The sequence below is a fragment of the Plantibacter flavus genome, assembly GCF_002024505.1.
Taxonomy (GTDB): Bacteria; Actinomycetota; Actinomycetes; order Actinomycetales; family Microbacteriaceae; genus Plantibacter; species Plantibacter flavus_A.
Map to the genome: position 1 here is coordinate 3905005 of NZ_CP019402.1, position 16810 is coordinate 3921814.

Here is a 16810-nt window from a genome sequence, read left to right on the forward strand (position 1 = left end):
TTCTGAAGGTCCTGTCAGGAACGACCGCTTCGCCTTGCCGCCCGCGATCCGGCGGCCATACAGTGCAGGTGCTCCCGACCCTGAATCGATTCACATCTCGCCGGGAGCAAGCCCCTCACCGTGGAGGAACGGACCCTCAATGACGATCGACCATCCAGCGCAGCCGGCGCGCACCGAGCCCGCCGGGCGCAGCGCCCAGCCGGCACTCTCCCTCATCGGAGCCGCCAAGACCTTCGGCCCCGTCGTCGCCCTGGCCGACGGTACCATCCGGATCGAGGCCGGCGAGATCCACGCGCTCGTCGGTGAGAACGGCGCCGGGAAGTCCACGCTCGTGAAGATCCTCGCCGGGCTCTACACCCCCGATGCCGGCGACTTCACCCTCGCGGGGAAGCCCGTCGCCTTCCGCGGGGTCGCCGACAGCAAGGCCGCGGGCATCTCCGTGATCTACCAGGAGCCGACCCTGTTCCCCGACCTCACCGTCGCCGAGAACATCTTCATCGGCCGCCAGCCGAAGAACGGCCTCGGCCTCATCAGCACGGGCGCCATGCGGAAGGCCGCCCGCGCCCTGTTCGACCGCCTCGGCGTCCAGATCGACCCCGACCGCGTCGCCGAGGGCCTGTCGATCGCCGACCAGCAGATCATCGAGATCGCGAAGGCCATCTCGCTCGACGCCAAGGTCCTCATCATGGACGAACCGACCGCCGCGCTCTCCGGCGTCGAGGTCGACCGCCTCTTCCAGGTCGCCCGCTCCCTGCGCGACGCGGGCGCCGGCATCATGTTCATCTCCCACCGCTTCGAGGAGGTCTTCGCGCTGTGCGACCGCATCACGGTCATGCGCGACGGCCGCTACATCGCCACGCACGTCACGAGCGAGACGACGGTCGACGCGATCGTCCGGCAGATGGTCGGTCGCGACATCGCCGCCCTCTTCCCCAAGCAGGACGCGGAGATCGGCGACGCGGTCCTCACCGTCGACGGGCTGTCGCGCGCCGGCGTGTTCTCCGACATCTCGTTCACGGTGCGCTCGGGCGAGATCGTCGCCCTCGCGGGACTCGTCGGCGCCGGGCGCACCGAGGTCGCCCGCGCCGTCTTCGGCATCGACCCCTACGACACCGGACGCGTCACGCTCGACGGCAAGCCGGTCAAGGCCGGCGACCCGCAGGCGGCGATCGACGCCGGCATGGGCTTCGTCCCGGAGGACCGCCGCAAGCAGGGTCTCGTGATGGACCTGTCGGTCGCCCGCAACGCGACCCTCACCCTCCGCCACCGGCTCGCGCGGTTCGGGATCATCTCCGGCCGCCGCGAACGCCAGGCGGCCGAGGAATGGTCGGCCCGCCTCCAGGTGAAGACCGGCTCCCAGGAGTACGCGGTCTCCACCCTCTCCGGCGGCAACCAGCAGAAGGTCGTCCTCGCGAAGTGGCTCGCGACCGAGCCGATCCTCCTCATCGTCGACGAGCCCACCCGCGGCATCGACGTCGGCACGAAGAGCGAGGTCCACCGCCTCATCTCCGAACTCGCCGGCCGCGGCATCGCGATCCTCATGATCTCCTCCGAACTGCCCGAGGTCCTCGGCATGGCCGACCGCGTCCTCGTCATGCACGAGGGCCGGATCACCGCCGAGCTCACCCGCGAAGAAGCGACCCCGGAGACCGTGATGCACGCGGCCACCGGTTCCCTGGAAGGCGCACGATGACCGACACCACCACCAAGCCGGGAGGCGGCGGCCCCGTCACCGTCGCGACCGAGCGCACGACGAACCCGATCGCGTCGATCGTGCGACTCCGGGAACTCCCGGTCACCGTCGCCCTCGTCGTCCTCGTGCTCGTGACCTACCTCGCGAACCCGCTGTTCCTGTCGGCGCAGGGGGTGAAGGACCTCCTCCTCAACGCGACGATCATGATCATCCTCGCCGTCGGTCAGGCGCTCGTCATCATCACCCGCAACGTCGACCTGTCCGTCGGCTCGATCCTGGGGCTCGTCGCCTTCGCGACCGGCACGATGTTCGCGACGATGCCGCAGCTGCCGATCATCGCGGTGTTCGCCATCGCGATGCTGCTCGGCGCGGTGCTCGGTGCGATCAACGGTGCGCTCGTCACGATCGCGAAGGTCCCCGCCCTCGTCATCACCCTGGGCACGCTCTACATCTACCGAGGATTGAACAACGCGTGGGCCGGTGGCACGCAGTACTTCGCGGACGACCGACCCGACGCGTTCGGGAACCTGTCCGTCGACACCGTCCTCGGCTTCCCTGTCATCACCCTCATCGCGATCCTCGTCGTGGTCGTCGTCGCCGTCTACATGGCCGGCGCACGGTCCGGCCGCGACCTCTACGCGATCGGGTCGGACCCGGACGCCGCGAAGCTGTTCGGCATCCCGGTCGGCCGCCGCGTCTTCCTCGCCTTCCTGGCGAACGGCCTGCTCGCCGGACTCGCCGGCGTGCTCTACGCCTCCCGCTTCAACTCGGTCGGCGCGACCACCGGGTCGGGCATGGAGCTCGACGTCGTCGCAGCGGCCGTCGTCGGTGGTGTCGCGATCTTCGGTGGCAGCGGCTCCGTCGCCGGGGCCGCGATCGGCGCGATCCTCCTCACCACCATCACGAGCGCCCTCACCGCCCTGCGCGTCGACAAGTTCTGGCAGCAGGCGATCGTGGGCATCCTCATCCTGGCCGCGATCGTCATCGACCGCGTCGCCAGCCTCCGTACGGCCAAGAAACTGCGAATGAGCGAGGCACGCGATGTCTGATCTGAAGACCCCGACCACCTCGGGCACCACCCCGAAGGCTCCGTTCACCAAGGGCTCCGGCCCGCTCGGCACCGACACCACCGGCGTGCTCGTGGCCGAACCGAAGGGCCGCACCGGCGCTTCGCGCATCCTGCTCGGCCGCGACGCCATCATGATCTACGCGCTGCTCGTCGTCGTCATCGGCGCCTGCCTGCTCATCCCGCGGTTCGCCTCCCCCGTCACCGTCGGCTTCCTCCTCCTCGACGTGATCCCGATCCTCCTCATCGCGATGCCGATGACGCTCGTGATCATCACCGGCGAGATCGACCTGTCCGTCGCGAGCACCGCGGGCCTCACGAGCGCCGTCATCGGTGTGCTGTGGGCCGGCGGCGGGATGGACATCGGGGTCGTCCTCCTCATCGGGCTGCTCGTCGGAGTCGTCGCCGGCGCGTTCAACGGCTTCCTCATCGCGGTGGTCGGACTCCCGTCGCTCGCGGTGACGATCGGCACGCTCGCGCTGTTCCGCGGCCTCGCGCTCGTCGTGATCGGCGACAACGCGGTCGCGAACTTCCCACCCGAGCTCACCGCGTTCTTCACGTCGAAGATCGGCTCGACCGGCATCCCCGTGGTCATGGTCGGGGTCCTCGTCGTCGTGCTCGCCTTCGGGGTCGTCCTGCACCTGACCCCCTTCGGCCGCGGGCTCTACGCGCTCGGGTACAGCACGGAGGCCGCGAGCTTCGTCGGCATCAAGGTCGCCCGCTCGAAGTTCTGGCTCTACGTCGCGACCGGCGGCGTCTCCGCCCTCGCGGGGGTGTTCTGGACGCTCCGCTACTCGAGCGCCCGCAGCGACAACGCCTCCGGGCTCGAACTCGCCGTCATCGCGGCAGTGCTCCTCGGCGGCGTCTCGATCTTCGGCGGCAAGGGTTCCATCCCGGGCGTCGTCGCGGGTGTGCTGCTCATCGGCACCATCAACTACGCGCTCCGGCTCGGCCGCGTCTCCGACGTCGTCCTCATCATCGTGACCGGGACCCTGCTGATCGCCTCGGTGGTCGGCCCCAGTATCTTCGAATCTGTCAAGCAGTGGAACCACCACCGACGGATCCGACGCAGCCTGCCCCAGCACTGATCTCCCGATCGGCGCAGCCCTCGGGGCACCCCACGCCACAGCACCAGGCGTATCCAGAAAGGAACAGACAATGCAGTCGATTCGAAACCGCGCAGCAGGCCGTCCGGCCCGTCGCGCAGCGGCCCTCATCGCCGCAGCAGCCTCCCTCGCACTCATCGCGACGGGGTGCGCCACCGGCGACTCCGCGGGATCAGGTGGTGGCGCCGGTGCCGCGGAGAGCATCACCTTCATCCCCAAGCAGCTCAACAACCCGTACACGGACGTCGTGCTCGGCGGCGGCAAGGACGGCGCGAAGGCGGCCGGCTTCAGCGCCACCGAGGTCGTCGGCCCGCTCGAGGCGAGCGCGTCCAGCCAGGTGTCGTTCATCAACGCCGAGACCCAGGCCGGCACGAACGTCATCGTCATCGCGGCGAACGACCCCGACGCCGTCTGCCCCGCCCTCAAGGAGGCCCGCGACGGCGGCGCGAAGATCGTCGCGTTCGACTCCGACACCAGCAAGGACTGCCGCGACGTCTTCATCTCCCAGGTCGTCGCCAAGGACGTCGCCCTGATCCAGACGAAGCTCATCTCGGAGCAGATCGGCGGCTCGGGCGAGATCGCGATCCTCTCGGCCACGGCCAACGCGACGAACCAGAATGAGTGGATCAAGTACATGGAGGAGGAGCTCGCCTCCAACCCGGACTACAAGGACATCAAGCTCGTCGCGAAGGTCTACGGCGACGACGACGACACGAAGTCGTTCCAGGAGGCCCAGGGTCTGCTCCAGGCGCACCCGAACCTCAAGGGCATCATCTCGCCCACGACGGTCGGCATCGCCGCGACCGCCCGCTACCTCTCCACCTCGGAGTACAAGGGCAAGGTCGCGCTGACCGGCCTCGGACTCCCGAACGAGATGCGTCCGTTCGTGAAGGACGGCACCGTCACCGCGTTCGCGCTGTGGGACCCGGCTCAGCTCGGCTACGTCGCCGCGTTCGCCGGCAAGGCACTCGCCGAGGGCACGATCACGGGCAAGGAGGGCGACACCTTCGAGGCCGGCGACCTCGGTGAGCGCGAGGTCGGCGCCGACGGCACCGTCATCGTCGGCCCGCCGACCACCTTCGACGCGTCGAACATCGACAAGTACGACTTCTGACCCGTTCGCAATTCAGGACGATCTCGGCGCGTCGCCCCCGGACCCTCGGATCCGGGGGCGACGCGCCGTTCGCGTCCTGAATTGTGAACCGCACGTGCATCCGATGGCGGCGATATCGTGAACGCTGTGCCTCCGACCGCCGAGCCCGACACGACCGAGCTGACGCGGCACCTCCCGTGGAAGGAGGTCGTCGCCGACCAGCCCTGGGTCTTCCGCGACGCCGCCGTCGGCGCGGGCGTGGTCGTCGCGAGCGGGCTGTACCTCTGGTGGGCGGCCACCAGCCTGCCGCTGCGTCTCCCGGACGGATGGGAGGGCCTCGGCAGCGGGATCGAGATCGTCGCCGGCATCGTCGCCGTGGTCGCCGTGCTGGCGGTCGTCCTCGGCGGTTTCCTCCTGACGCAACCGCTCACCGAGCGTCGCCTCCTCCGCGTTCGTCGCTTCGCCGCCGACAACGGTCTGGAGTACCGGGCCAACGGTGCGCCGCCCCACCGGTCGGCGTCGTCTTCGGTACGGGCCTGCACATCGCGGTCACGAACCAGCTGCGCAGTCCGGAGGGGCGACGGATCCGCGGACGGACCGGGCCGGCGACGGTCGGCGTGACGATCGGCGACGCGACCCTCTCGGAGCGTTCGGCCTCGGGCGGTGCCGGCAAGACCCGCGGTTCGGTCGGTTTCGTGCACGTCTCCCTGCCCACGCGGTCACCGCACCTGCTGCTCGACGGTGTCGCCAACAACGGCGGCGCGCGTCGCGGGATCGCACGCACCGTCGAACACGAACAGCTCGTCTCCCTCGAAGGCGACTACGACCGGCACTTCGCCCTCTACGTCCCCCGCGACTTCCAGGTCGAGGCGCTGCAGGTGTTCACCCCGGACGTCGTGGCGCTCCTCATCGACCACGGCCGGCGCTGGGACATCGAGATCGTCGACGACAACCTCTTCGTCACCACGAGCGGGAGCTTCCGGCTCTGGGACGCGTCGGAGACGCTGCGGCTGTTCCGGTTCATCGACCTGGTCGTCCCGAAGCTCGGTGGACGCATCGCCCGCATGAGTCCGGTCACCCCGCGTCCGTCGCGTTTCGACGCGGGGACCACCCGTGGGGCGCGCCTGCGTCCGAGCCGGAACTGGGTGCTCGTCCCCGTCCTCGTGGTCGCCGGACTCGTCGTCGGTGCCGAGCTCCTCGTCGCCGTCCTCGACTGACCGTCGTGCAGACCGCGTCGTGCGCAGCAGCGGTCAGCGGGGCTCGTCGCGACGGTCGTCGTCCCGCGCGAGCTCGGCTTCCAGCTTGCGGATGCGCTCGGCGTCCTCCGCGGCCTGGATCTCGCGCTCCAGAGCTGCGAGCTGCTCCTCGGTGCTGCTGACCGCGCGGTCGGGCTGGGACGGCGAGCGAGACGAGGATGCCGCGGGACCCCAGGAGCCGCTCGAACGGGACGCACTGCGCGGCCGACGCTCGGGGAACCTGATGCGGCTGTTCGACCAGTCCTTGCCGAGCAGGAACCACAGTCCGACGCCGATGAGCGGGATGAAGACGATGAGCAGCACCCACACGATCTTGGGCAGGTTGCGCACGACCGGTTCAGGCTGACCCACCACGTCGATGAGCGCGATGATCGTGAGGACGATGAGCAGCAACGACAACACGAACATGTCGTCAATCCTAGGCAGACCAACGGTGGGTTCGGCCAGGATGGTCGGATGAAGACCATCCCCCTGCCCCAGACCGACCTGACCGCGTCCAGCATCGTCCTCGGCCTCATGCGCATCGAGCCCCTCGACGACGAGGCGATCCGCACCCTCTTCCACACCGCACGAGACGCCGGCGTCACCGTGTTCGACCACGCCGACATCTACGGCTCGGAGCGTCACGGCTGCGAGCGCCGCTTCGGCGACGCCGTCACCCTCACCGCCGCCGAGCGCGAGCAGGTGCTCATCCAGTCGAAGGTCGGCATCCGCCCGGGCTTCTTCGACTTCTCGGAGGAGCACATCCTCCGCACCGTCGACGAGTCGCTCGCCGCCCTCAAGACGGACTACCTCGACCTCCTGCTCCTGCACCGCCCCGACAGCCTCGTCGAGCCGGAGGAGGTCGCTTCGGCGTTCGACGCCCTGCAGGCCTCGGGCAAGGTCCGGAACTTCGGTGTCTCCAACCACACGCCGGCACAGGTCGAGCTGCTGAAGGGCTCCGTCGAGCAGCCGCTCATCGTCAACCAGGTGCAGCTGAGCATCACCCACGCCCCGATCATCGCGTCGGGCGTCGCCGCGAACATGGCCGGCCTCGACCAGTCGATCGACCGCGACAACGGGATGCTCGACTACAGCCGCCTGACCGGCATGACCCTGCAGGCGTGGTCGCCGTTCCAGGCCGGCTTCTTCACGGGCGTGTTCATCGGCGACCGCGAGCACTACGCGGAGCTGAACGACGTGCTCGACGAGCTCGCAGCCGCACACGGCGTGACGCCGTCCGGCATCGCGACCGCGTGGATCACCCGGCACCCCGCGAACATCCAGGTCGTGCTCGGCACCACCAAGCCGTCGCGCGTCGAGGAAGCGGCCGCAGGTTCCGACGCGACCCTGTCGCGAGAGGAGTGGTACCGCCTCTTCACCGCCGCGGGCCACACCCTCCCGTAGCGGTCGCCTCCGGACCGTTCTCAGGACTTCCGCGGCGTGTCGGGTGGAGATCGCCCCACCACACCGGAGGAGTCCTGAGAACGGGACGAGGGTCGCGCCGGGTACGCTCGGAGTGGAATCGGAGGGCAGCATGGCGAAGCACGACATCGGGTTCGCCGCCGTCGCCAGACTCGCCGGCGTCTCGAACGCGACCGTCTCCAACACGCTCAACCGCCCCGAGATCGTCGCCCCCGCAACGCGCGAGCGCGTCCTCGCGGCGATCGAGGAGCTCGACTTCGTCCCCAATCGCGCCGCGGCCACCCTGCGGCAGGGCACGAACCGGCTCATCGGCCTCGTCATCCCCGACATCGCGAACCCGTTCTACTCGGCGATCACCCGCGGGGTCACCGAGGCCGCGGCCGAGCACGGCTACACGGTCGCGCTCTGCGTGAGCCATGACGACCCGGACCTCGAACTCCGGCACTTCGAGATGCTCGCCGAGCACCGGGCTGCCGGCGCACTCGTCGCTCCGTTGACGGCCGACGCCTCCCGGCTGGCCCAGCTGCGACGGGTCGGCAGCCGCCTCGTGCTCATGGACCGCACCGCTCCCGAGGGCACCGGCTGCTCCGTCGCGATCGACGACGTGCACGGCGGGGAGCTCGCGGTCGCGCACCTGCTCGCCGATCCCGCCCGAGTGTCCGCCGGACGCGATGCTTCCGCCCTCGCCGACGGGTCGATCGTGCTCGTGAACGGCGACCTGGCGATCCCGCAGTGCGCCGATCGACGCGAGGGTGCCCGGAACGCGTTCGTCGCGGCCGGTCTCGACCCCGACGACCTCCGCGAGGTCACCGTGGACGAGATGACCGTCGACTCGGGGCGCATCGCGGGCCGTCGGATCGCGGCAGAGACACCGCGTCCGACCGGCGTGTTCTGCACGAACGACCAGCTCGCGCTCGGCGTCATCAGGGGGTTGAACGACGGTGGTCTCGCGGTGCCCGACGAGGTGTCGGTGGTCGGCTACGGCGATCTCGCGCTCGCGGCCGACGGGCGGGTGCCGCTCACCACGGTCGAGCAGCCGAAGGACGAGCTCGGGCGCATGGCCGTCGAGATCCTCCTGGCCGAGCTGGGCGCCGACCGCGCGGCACACGAGCATGTCACGCGGACGCTCGAGCCCCATCTCGTCGTCCGCGAGTCCGCTCCGATCCCTGCCTGAGCAGCGGCGAGGCTGGACGCGGCGGTGACGCCCGGGTACAGTCGTCACCAGTATTTAATCGATTAAATACTCCCGTACCCGCACCCATCCAAGGATCGACGATGACCCACACCGCAGCAGCCGTCCACCCGCTCCTCACCCCGAAGGCACGGCGGAAGCCCCGCATCGGCCTCGTCGCCGGCGGCCTCGGTACCTACTGGCCGCAGTTCCCGGAGCTGCTCCCCCAGCTCCAGGAATCGGCCCGGTACGTCTCGGAACGCTTCCAGCAGATGGACGCCGAGGTCATCGACGTCGGCTTCATCTCGGACGCGCAGGAGGGCGACGCCGCGGCGGAACAGCTCCGACAGGGGGACTGCGACCTCATCGTCCTGTTCCTCACCACCTACCTCACCTCCTCGATGGTCCTGCCGATCGCCCAGCGCGCGAACACCCCGGTCCTCGTCATCGACCTGCAGCCGACCGAGCGGATGGACCACGCGAGCTTCGACACCGGCGCCTGGCTCGCCTACTGCGGGCAGTGCCCCGTGCCCGAGGTCGGCAACGTCTTCCGTCGGGCGGGCATCCCGTTCCGCTCGGTGTCGGGGTGGCTGCGTCAGGAGTCGGCGTGGGACCGCATCTCGCAGTGGATCCAGGCGGCGCACGTCCGCGCAGCCCTCCGTCACGCCCGCCACGGCCTCATGGGACACGTCTACCCCGGCATGCTCGACGTCTCCACCGACCTCACCCTGCTGCCGACCACCTTCGGCTCGCACGTCGAGGTCGTGGAGTTCGACGACCTCCGGGTCCTCGTCGACGAGGTGACCGATGCCGAGGTCGCCGACCGCATGGCGCTCGCCAGGGAGGTCTTCACCCTCGACGACACGGTGGTCGAGGACGACTTCGCGTGGGGAGCGAAGGTGTCGGTCGGGCTCGACCGGCTCGTCGACGAGTTCGCGCTCGACAGCCTCGCCTACTACCACCGGGGCCGCGACGGCGAGCAGCACGAGCGACTCGGTGCCGGCATGATACTCGGCGCGTCCCTCCTCACCGCTCGCGGTGTCCCCACGACCGGCGAGTACGAGCTGCGGACGACGGTCGCCCAGCTCGCGACGCAGGTCGTCGGCGCCGGTGGGTCGTTCTGCGAGATCCAGGCGCTGGACTTCGAGGACGGAGTCGTCGAGATGGGACACGACGGACCGGCGCACCTCGCCGTCAGCTCCCGCGACCCGCTGCTGCGCGGCCTCGGGGTCTACCACGGCAAGCGCGGCTGGGGTGTGAGCGTCGAGTTCGACGTGCGGCACGGGCCCGTCACACTGCTGGGGCTGGGGCAGGACCGCGACAGCTCGCTCGCCTTCGTCGCTTCGGAGGGTGAGGTCATCCCGGGCCCGCTGCTCGCGATCGGCAACACGACGAGCCGCGTCGACTTCGGGCGCGACCCGGGGGTCTGGGTCGACGAGTGGAGCGCGACCGGTATCGGGCACCACTGGTCGCTGTCACTCGGGCACCGGGCGGCGGACTACCGGGCTGCGGCGAGCCTCCTGGGGATCGACTTCCGCCAGGTGTGAGGCGCCGTCGGTCTCCGAGTCGAATGCGGACCTCGCGACAGGACGGATCAGAGCACGGCGCGAAGACGCTCCATCGCGGGCTCCACCACGGCGATCGGCGCCGGCCGCTGCAAGCCGTCCAGGGCGACGGCCAGCCGACGGGTGGCGCGATCGATATCGCCGCCACCGGCACCGAGCTCGCGGATCGGGGCGAGCAGCGCCGCGCGTCGCAACCAGGGCTCGTCCTGCATCCAGCGGTCGAGGACGCTCTCGGCCTTGGCCCGGGGCGTCCCGTCGAGGCGCTCCAGGAGCGGTCCGATGACGTCGGTGGCCAGCGGGTCGGCGAGCTCGGGCACCCGACCGGCGCGGACGAAACCTTCGATCCGCGTCAGGTCGGTGTGCTTGAGCACCGGGACGCTCGACTGCAGCAGGACGATCGCGGCGAGCCGGCGCTCGAAGACCGGCACGGCCCACAGCTCCGAGGCGAGGGCTGTCAGCTCGTCGTGCTCCAGCCCGCGGAACTTCCGGAGGGCGTCCCGCACGGTGCCGCGCACGGCCCCGACCGAGGAGCCGTAGGACCGGAGCCCGTCGCCGAGCCGCTCGGCCACGTCCGCCGCGCGATAGCCGTCGCCCTCGTACTGGAGCGCCGCGTCGATGAACTCCCCCGCAGCACTCATCCCACCATTCTCACCCCTGGCGCCGGGTACGGTGGAGCGATGACCGTCGTGATCGTGGGACTCGGACAGCTCGGCTCGGACGTCGCCGGGAGGCTCCTCGCCCGTGGTGACGACGTCGTCGGCGTGAAGCGCTCGGCTCCCGAGTCGAACCCGGCCCCCGAGCCGAACCCAGCGCCCGGTTCGGTCGAGGGGCGCTTCACGCTCCAGCTCCGCGACCTCACGACCTCCGTCCCCGACCTTCCTGCGGACACGACGGCGATCGTCGTGGCCCTTGCGCCCCGGGCACGCTCGGTCGAGGCCTATGACGCCCTCTACCGCGACGGTGTCGGGCACCTCCTCGCAGCCGTAGCCGCACTGCCCGGCACCCCGCCTCGCATCCTGTTCGTCTCGTCGACCGCGGTGTGGGGCGAGGACGGCGGGGAGACGATCGACGACACCACGCCGGCCGTCCCGACCGCCGGTACCGCGCGCGCCCTGCTCGCAGCCGAGGAGACCGTCCTCGCCGCCGTGCCCGAGGCGAGCGCCATCCGCTTCGGCGGCCTCTACGGTCCGACGGCCACGATGTTCGTCGACCAGGTCCGCGACGGCCGCGTCACCCGGCCGTCCGGCTGGACCAATCGCATCCACCGTGACGACGCCGCTGCCGTGATCGTGCACCTGCTCGACCTGCCGGCGGCATCGCTCCCGCCGGTCGTGGCGGGCATCGACGAGGAGCCGGTCCTGCTGTCGACGGTCGCCGACTTCCTCGCCGATCGACTCGGCGTCGCTCCCCCGACGCTCGACGACGCCGGTCGCACCCCGGAAGAACCGCACCGCGGCAAGCGCATCACGGCGGCCGCCCTCCGCGACACCGGATTCGCCTACCGCTATCCCACCTACCGCGAGGGCTACTCGGCGCAGCTCCCCTGACCGGACGACCGGAGCCGGATCACGGCTGCTTCGTCACCTCGGCCATCGCCCGTCGCCCGGACGGCACGAGCACGGCGACGGCGAGCACCACGAAGGTGAGCACGCCGGCGACGACGAGGAGCACTTCGACGGACACTGTGTCGGCGAGCGGCCCGAACACGATCATCCCGAGCGGCATCGACACCGCCATGACGATGCCGACGAACCCGAACACGCGACCCTGCCGCTCCGGTTGCACGCGCTCCTGCAGGAGGGTCATCGACGTCGTCGAGAAGAACGGTACCGCGAGCCCGAGCAGGAACATGAAGCCGAAGAAGACCCAGAGGTTCGTCGAGAGTCCGAGGCCGATGGACAGCGCCCCGAACACCACCGAGGAGCCGACGATGAGGAGCACGCGGTTCTTGGTGCCGCCCCAGATCGCGATGATCGCGCCGCCGCCGACCATGCCGACGCTGAAGGCGAGTTCGTTCATGGTCAGCATCCACACCTCGTCGCCGAAGGTGCGGGCGATCATGAGCGGCGTGAGGTAGGACGGCGCGACGATCAGCAGGAACACGATCGCGAAGAGGATGAGCAACCAGCGCACGAAGCCGTGGTGCCAGACGTAGCGCACACCCTCGGTGAGGTCGGCGAAGTAGCCGGGACGCTCGCCCGAGCGCACGAGTGTGCGCACCGGCACGAGCAGCAGCAACCCGATCCCGATGGCGGCCGTGACGACGTCGACGAAGAAGATCGCGACGAGCGACGCGCTCGCGTACAGCGCACCGGCTGCAGCCGGCGCGACGAGCATCATGGCCGACTGGATGGAGCCGTTGATTCCGTTGACCCGCATGAGCTTGTCGGTCGGCGTGATCTGCGGGATGAGCGCCGACACCGCCGGCATCTGGATACCCGCGCCGACCGAGCGGATCGCGAGCGTGAGGAAGATGAGCCAGAGCTCGGCGGCGCCGTTGATGAGGAAGATCGCGAGCGCGAGGGTCGTGATGGCGATTGAGCCGTCGGCCGCGATGATGAGCAGCTTGCGGTTCATGCGGTCGGCCCACACCCCGCCGAAGATCGACACGATCGCCTGCGGCAGGAATCCCGCGACGGCGGCGAACGCGAGCACCACACCGGACTTCGTCTCGAGTGTGAGGTGCCACATGATCGCGTACTGCACGAGCATCGAGCCGAACAGCGAGACCGTCTGGCCGGACAGGAACACCGCGACGTCGCGACGCCAGTGCGGGCTCTCCGAGGCGACGGTCGTCTCCTCCGAACCGTCGGAACCGTCGATCGTGGGTGCATCGGGTGGCGCATCATCGGCAGCCATGCGTTCCACGCTAGGGACTTGGCTCCGAGGTGTCCAGGGGTGATCGTCGCGGACGACGGGCGCGCCCTGACCGCCGAACGGTCGAGGCACCCTGTCCAGATCTTCAGACGTCCGGTCAGCCGGTGCGTTGACCCGCGGCCGATCGCCCGGATACGCTGCTTGCGATCCTCTGAATCGATTCAGAGTGTCCGTGAACCGAACCGAAAGGTGCGCCTCGATGACGAGTGCCCGACCCCTGCACCGCGTGTGCTTCCAGCTCCAGGTCAAACCCGAGCGCCTCGCGGAGTACCGCGAACGCCATGCCGCCGTCTGGCCGGACATGCTGCGGGCCCTCGCCGACACCGGCTGGCACAACTACTCGCTCTTCATCCGCGACGACGGCCTCCTCATCGGGTACTTCGAGACGGCCTCCCTTGAAGCGGCCCAGGCCGGCATGGCCGAGACCGAGGTCAACGCGCGCTGGCAGGCCGAGATGGGTGAGTTCTTCGTCGACCTCGACCTCCCGCCCGACCAGGGCTTCCTCCGGCTCACCGAGGTGTTCCACCTCGAGGACCAGCTCGCCGCCCTGTACGAGTAGCATCATTGAAACGATTCACGTATGCTGCAGTCAGCGCCGTGAACGCACCCAAGACCACCGGAACACGCACAGAGAAGTGACCATGACCAGTTTCGACACCATCACCCCCCTGCTCGAGAAGCAGGCCATCGAACTCCCCTCCTGGGCGTTCGGCAACTCCGGCACCCGCTTCAAGGTGTTCACGACGCCCGGCACCCCGCGGACGCCCGAGGAGAAGATCGCCGACGCCGCCAAGGTGCACGAGTTCACCGCCCTCGCGCCGAAGGTCGCACTCCACATCCCGTGGGACCTCGTGGACGACTTCAGCGCGCTCCGTCGCTACGCCGAGGACCACGGCGTCGCGCTCGGCACGATCAACTCGAACACCTTCCAGGACGAGGACTACAAGTTCGGCAGCCTGACCCACAGCAACCCGGTGATCCGTCAGAAGGCGATCGACCACCACTTCGCCTGCATCGACGTCATGCACGCGACCGGCTCGCAGGACCTCAAGATCTGGCTCGCCGACGGCAGCAACTACCCGGGCCAGCAGGACATCCGCGGCCGGCAGGACCGCCTGGCCGACTCGCTCCAGCAGATCTACGCCCGCCTCGGCGAGGAGCAGCGACTCGTGCTCGAGTACAAGTTCTTCGAGCCGGCGTTCTATCACACCGACGTCCCCGACTGGGGAACGTCCTACGCCCAGGTGGCCCAGCTCGGCGACCAGGCCCTCGTCTGCCTCGACACCGGCCACCATGCGCCTGGCACGAACATCGAGTTCATCGTCGCCCAGCTCCTGCGTCTCGGGAAGCTCGGATCGTTCGACTTCAACTCGCGCTTCTACGCCGACGACGACCTCATCGTCGGTGCAGCCGACCCGTTCCAGCTGTTCCGGATCCTTTACGAGGTCGTCCGCGGCGGCGGCCTCGACGACGACTCGCCGGTCGCGTTCATGCTCGACCAGTGCCACAACGTGGAGGACAAGATCCCCGGTCAGATCCGCTCGGTGCTGAACGTGCAGGAGATGACCGCGCGCGCACTGCTCGTCGACCGCGACGCACTGACGGCGGCACAGGAGGCCGGCGACGTGCTCGGCGCGAACGGCATCCTCATGGACGCGTTCTACACCGACGTCCGCGGGCCGCTCGCCGCCTGGCGCGAGAGCCGCGGCCTGCCCGCCGACCCGTTCGGCGCCTACCTGGCCTCGGGCTACCAGCAGCACATCGCCGAGGAGCGCGTCGGCGGGACGCAGGCGAGCTGGGGCGCTTAGGCACACCCGAGCACGAGGAAGCCCCGCGACCGACCCGGTCGCGGGGCTTCATCCACATCCGGACGTTCACAACTCAGGACGCGCGCGGCGTGTCACCACGGGCGCGCCGGCCGAGTTCGCCGACGCGCCGGAACGGACCTGAATTGCGAACCGACCGAGCTGACTACTTCGCGAGGAAGGCGAGCAGCTGCTCGTTGACCTCGCGGTAGTGGGTCCAGAGCATGCCGTGCGGCGCGCCCTCGATCTCGACGTACTCGGCGGAGGGCAGCGCCTTCGCGAACACGCGACCGGTGGAGTCGATCGGCAGGACGCGGTCGCCGGTGCCGTGCACGATGAGCGACGGGACGTCGATCTTCGCGACGTCGGCCCGGAAGTCGGTCAGCCAGGTCGGCTGCGCCGCGACCGACGCGTACGGCGACGCGTTGTAGGCGAGCTGCGTGTTGGCCCGCAGCGCCTCCTCGCTCAGGCGCGAGCCGAGGTTCTCGTCCGTGTTGAAGAAGTTCTCGAAGAAGCTCGTGAAGAACGCGTAGCGGTCGTCGGTGACGGCGGCGAGGAGCCCGTCGAACACGTCCTGCGGGACGCCCGTCGGGTTGTCATCGGTCTGCAGCAGGTACGGCTCGAGCGATCCGAGGAAGACGGCCTTCGCGACGCGCTCCGAGCCGTAGGTGCCGAGGTAGCGGCCGACCTCGCCGGTGCCCATCGAGAAGCCGACCAGGACCGCGTTGTGGAGGTCGAGCCCGTCGACGACGGCCTTGAGGTCGGCGGCGAAGGTGTCGTAGTCGTAGCCCTCGGTGGGCTTGGAGGACTTGCCGAAACCGCGGCGGTCGTAGGTGATGACGCGGTAGCCGGCGTCGAGGAGCGCCGCGGTCTGCTTCTCCCACGACGAGCCGTCGAGGGGGTAGCCGTGGATGAGGACGACGGGCTGGCCGCTGCCGTGATCCTCGACGTAGAGCTCCACGGAGGTGCTGTTCTCGGTTCCGACGGTGATGAACGACATGGTTCGATTCCTTTCGTCTTCGGCGTCCGGGCTCGTCGCCCGGTTCCACGCCCCGAATTGAGAACGAGCGTTCTCTTCGGTGTCCATCAGCATAGGGAACGATCGTTCTCAGTGCAAGTACACTGATGGAATGACCAGCGAACAGACGATGACCATCGCGTCGCCGAGCCCGGCGGTCGCACCCGCGGCACCGGCCTCCGTGCGCGACATCATCGTCGACGCCGCCGACCGCCTGTACTACGCGAAGGGCATCCAGTCCGTCGGCATGGACGAGCTGCGCTCGGCGGCAGGCGTGTCGCTGAAGCGCCTGTACTCGGAGTTCCCGAGCAAGGAGGACATCGTCCTCGCGGTCATGGAGCGCCGGCATGAGCTCTGGACCACCGGCGTCAGCGCGCTCGTCGACCACGCCGAGACACCCCGAGACCGCCTCCTCGCGATCTACGACTACCTGGCCGGCTGGTTCAGTGACGACTCGTTCCGCGGCTGCGGCTTCATCAACACCTTCGGGGAGCTCGGGGGCGTCTCACCGGCGGTCGCCACCATCACCCGCGAACACAAGGCGTCCTTCCAGGACTACGTCGCCGACCTCGTCGCCGACGCCGGCGCGCCGGCATCACTCGCTCCCCAGCTCGCGATCCTCGCCGAGGGCGCCCAGACCACCGCCGCCATCACGGGCTCCCCCGAGGCTGCGCTGCACGCTCGTCGCGCCGCCGAGACGCTCATCGACGCCGCCTCCTGAGATACCTCGGCGTCCGTGACGCACGCTGGTCCGCA

General features: G+C 69.5%; 17 protein-coding genes. 13 read left to right on the forward strand and 4 right to left on the reverse strand.

Annotation, left to right across the window (positions count from 1 at the left end; genetic code table 11):
* Positions 1-139 precede the first annotated feature (139 nt).
* The 6 genes from BWO91_RS18040 to BWO91_RS18065 all read left to right on the forward strand — a co-directional run bounded on the left by BWO91_RS18040 (position 140) and on the right by BWO91_RS18065 (position 6175).
* Positions 140-1693: a sugar ABC transporter ATP-binding protein gene (locus BWO91_RS18040; RefSeq protein ID WP_079003566.1), complete on the forward strand. Its 1554-nt coding sequence runs from the start codon at positions 140-142 to the stop codon at positions 1691-1693.
* On the forward strand, positions 1690-2742 hold the full coding sequence (locus BWO91_RS18045) for an ABC transporter permease (RefSeq protein WP_079003567.1): 1053 nt from the start codon (positions 1690-1692) through the stop codon (positions 2740-2742). The genes BWO91_RS18040 and BWO91_RS18045 overlap by 4 nt, the downstream gene beginning before the upstream one ends.
* Entirely contained in the window at positions 2735-3847 is a 1113-nt protein-coding gene (locus tag BWO91_RS18050; protein WP_064294863.1) for an ABC transporter permease, read from the forward strand. Before BWO91_RS18045 ends, BWO91_RS18050 begins: the two co-directional genes overlap by 8 nt.
* 70 nt (positions 3848-3917) lie before the next feature.
* On the forward strand, positions 3918-4979 hold the full coding sequence (gene rhaS / locus BWO91_RS18055) for a rhamnose ABC transporter substrate-binding protein (protein ID WP_079003568.1): 1062 nt from the start codon (positions 3918-3920) through the stop codon (positions 4977-4979).
* 126 nt (positions 4980-5105) lie between these two features.
* Positions 5106-5579, forward strand: coding sequence for a hypothetical protein (locus BWO91_RS18060; protein WP_079003569.1), 474 nt, complete (start codon positions 5106-5108; stop codon positions 5577-5579).
* Positions 5576-6175, forward strand: a complete 600-nt coding sequence (locus BWO91_RS18065; RefSeq protein ID WP_079003570.1) for a hypothetical protein — start codon at positions 5576-5578, stop codon at positions 6173-6175. The genes BWO91_RS18060 and BWO91_RS18065 overlap by 4 nt, the downstream gene beginning before the upstream one ends.
* Positions 6176-6208: 33 nt before the next feature.
* On the opposite strand, the gene BWO91_RS18070 is transcribed toward BWO91_RS18065, so the two are convergent.
* Positions 6209-6622 carry a PLD nuclease N-terminal domain-containing protein gene (locus BWO91_RS18070; protein ID WP_079003571.1) on the reverse strand — a complete coding sequence of 138 codons (414 nt, stop codon included), beginning with the start codon at positions 6620-6622 and terminating at the stop codon, positions 6209-6211.
* 48 nt (positions 6623-6670) lie between these two features.
* Between BWO91_RS18070 and BWO91_RS18075 the strand changes: the two genes are divergently transcribed.
* The 3 genes from BWO91_RS18075 (at position 6671) to BWO91_RS18085 (ending at position 10336) form a co-directional block, all read left to right on the forward strand.
* Positions 6671-7600, forward strand: a complete 930-nt coding sequence (locus tag BWO91_RS18075) for an aldo/keto reductase (RefSeq protein ID WP_079003572.1) — start codon at positions 6671-6673, stop codon at positions 7598-7600.
* 130 nt (positions 7601-7730) lie between these two features.
* Positions 7731-8792: a LacI family DNA-binding transcriptional regulator gene (locus tag BWO91_RS18080; RefSeq protein WP_079004051.1), complete on the forward strand. Its 1062-nt coding sequence runs from the start codon at positions 7731-7733 to the stop codon at positions 8790-8792.
* Between the two features lie 101 nt (positions 8793-8893).
* Positions 8894-10336, forward strand: coding sequence for an L-fucose/L-arabinose isomerase family protein (locus BWO91_RS18085; protein WP_079003573.1), 1443 nt, complete (start codon positions 8894-8896; stop codon positions 10334-10336).
* A 47-nt stretch (positions 10337-10383) separates the two neighbouring features.
* On the opposite strand, the gene BWO91_RS18090 is transcribed toward BWO91_RS18085, so the two are convergent.
* A complete protein-coding gene (locus BWO91_RS18090) occupies positions 10384-10992 on the reverse strand; it encodes a DNA alkylation repair protein (protein ID WP_079003574.1) in 609 nt (202 codons plus the stop codon).
* A gap of 39 nt (positions 10993-11031) precedes the next feature.
* On the opposite strand from BWO91_RS18090, the gene BWO91_RS18095 reads away from it, so the two are divergent.
* On the forward strand, positions 11032-11901 hold the full coding sequence (locus BWO91_RS18095) for an NAD-dependent epimerase/dehydratase family protein (RefSeq protein ID WP_079003575.1): 870 nt from the start codon (positions 11032-11034) through the stop codon (positions 11899-11901).
* Positions 11902-11920: 19 nt separating this feature from the next.
* Here BWO91_RS18095 and BWO91_RS18100 read toward each other — a convergent pair whose 3' ends face one another.
* Positions 11921-13213 carry an MFS transporter gene (locus BWO91_RS18100; RefSeq protein WP_079003576.1) on the reverse strand — a complete coding sequence of 431 codons (1293 nt, stop codon included), beginning with the start codon at positions 13211-13213 and terminating at the stop codon, positions 11921-11923.
* A 217-nt stretch (positions 13214-13430) separates the two neighbouring features.
* On the opposite strand from BWO91_RS18100, the gene BWO91_RS18105 reads away from it, so the two are divergent.
* Positions 13431-13790 carry an L-rhamnose mutarotase gene (locus tag BWO91_RS18105; RefSeq protein WP_167620528.1) on the forward strand — a complete coding sequence of 120 codons (360 nt, stop codon included), beginning with the start codon at positions 13431-13433 and terminating at the stop codon, positions 13788-13790.
* Between the two features lie 82 nt (positions 13791-13872).
* Positions 13873-15039 (forward strand): L-rhamnose isomerase, encoded by a 1167-nt coding sequence (gene rhaI / locus BWO91_RS18110; protein ID WP_175118044.1) that lies wholly within the window; start codon positions 13873-13875, stop codon positions 15037-15039.
* A 163-nt stretch (positions 15040-15202) separates the two neighbouring features.
* Here the strand turns inward: rhaI and BWO91_RS18115 are convergent, their stop codons facing one another.
* Positions 15203-16036 (reverse strand): alpha/beta fold hydrolase, encoded by an 834-nt coding sequence (locus BWO91_RS18115; protein ID WP_079003577.1) that lies wholly within the window; start codon positions 16034-16036, stop codon positions 15203-15205.
* Positions 16037-16184: 148 nt separating this feature from the next.
* Here BWO91_RS18115 and BWO91_RS18120 point away from each other — a divergent pair, with 148 nt between their 5' ends.
* Positions 16185-16775, forward strand: a complete 591-nt coding sequence (locus BWO91_RS18120; protein ID WP_079004053.1) for a TetR/AcrR family transcriptional regulator — start codon at positions 16185-16187, stop codon at positions 16773-16775.
* Positions 16776-16810: the final 35 nt, after the last annotated feature.

What these genes read in the sequence shown, in the direction of transcription:
- BWO91_RS18040 (WP_079003566.1), top strand. Translation starts at nt 140, where the DNA reads ATGACGATCGACCATCCAGCGCAGCCGGCGCGCACCGAGCCCGCCGGG.
- BWO91_RS18045 (WP_079003567.1), top strand. Translation starts at nt 1,690, where the DNA reads ATGACCGACACCACCACCAAGCCGGGAGGCGGCGGCCCCGTCACCGTC.
- BWO91_RS18050 (WP_064294863.1), top strand. Translation starts at nt 2,735, where the DNA reads ATGTCTGATCTGAAGACCCCGACCACCTCGGGCACCACCCCGAAGGCT.
- rhaS (WP_079003568.1), top strand. Translation starts at nt 3,918, where the DNA reads ATGCAGTCGATTCGAAACCGCGCAGCAGGCCGTCCGGCCCGTCGCGCA.
- BWO91_RS18070 (WP_079003571.1), bottom strand. Translation starts at nt 6,622, where the DNA reads ATGTTCGTGTTGTCGTTGCTGCTCATCGTCCTCACGATCATCGCGCTC.
- BWO91_RS18075 (WP_079003572.1), top strand. Translation starts at nt 6,671, where the DNA reads ATGAAGACCATCCCCCTGCCCCAGACCGACCTGACCGCGTCCAGCATC.
- BWO91_RS18080 (WP_079004051.1), top strand. Translation starts at nt 7,731, where the DNA reads ATGGCGAAGCACGACATCGGGTTCGCCGCCGTCGCCAGACTCGCCGGC.
- BWO91_RS18085 (WP_079003573.1), top strand. Translation starts at nt 8,894, where the DNA reads ATGACCCACACCGCAGCAGCCGTCCACCCGCTCCTCACCCCGAAGGCA.
- BWO91_RS18090 (WP_079003574.1), bottom strand. Translation starts at nt 10,992, where the DNA reads ATGAGTGCTGCGGGGGAGTTCATCGACGCGGCGCTCCAGTACGAGGGC.
- BWO91_RS18095 (WP_079003575.1), top strand. Translation starts at nt 11,032, where the DNA reads ATGACCGTCGTGATCGTGGGACTCGGACAGCTCGGCTCGGACGTCGCC.
- BWO91_RS18100 (WP_079003576.1), bottom strand. Translation starts at nt 13,213, where the DNA reads ATGGCTGCCGATGATGCGCCACCCGATGCACCCACGATCGACGGTTCC.
- BWO91_RS18105 (WP_167620528.1), top strand. Translation starts at nt 13,431, where the DNA reads ATGACGAGTGCCCGACCCCTGCACCGCGTGTGCTTCCAGCTCCAGGTC.
- rhaI (WP_175118044.1), top strand. Translation starts at nt 13,873, where the DNA reads ATGACCAGTTTCGACACCATCACCCCCCTGCTCGAGAAGCAGGCCATC.
- BWO91_RS18115 (WP_079003577.1), bottom strand. Translation starts at nt 16,036, where the DNA reads ATGTCGTTCATCACCGTCGGAACCGAGAACAGCACCTCCGTGGAGCTC.
- BWO91_RS18120 (WP_079004053.1), top strand. Translation starts at nt 16,185, where the DNA reads ATGACCATCGCGTCGCCGAGCCCGGCGGTCGCACCCGCGGCACCGGCC.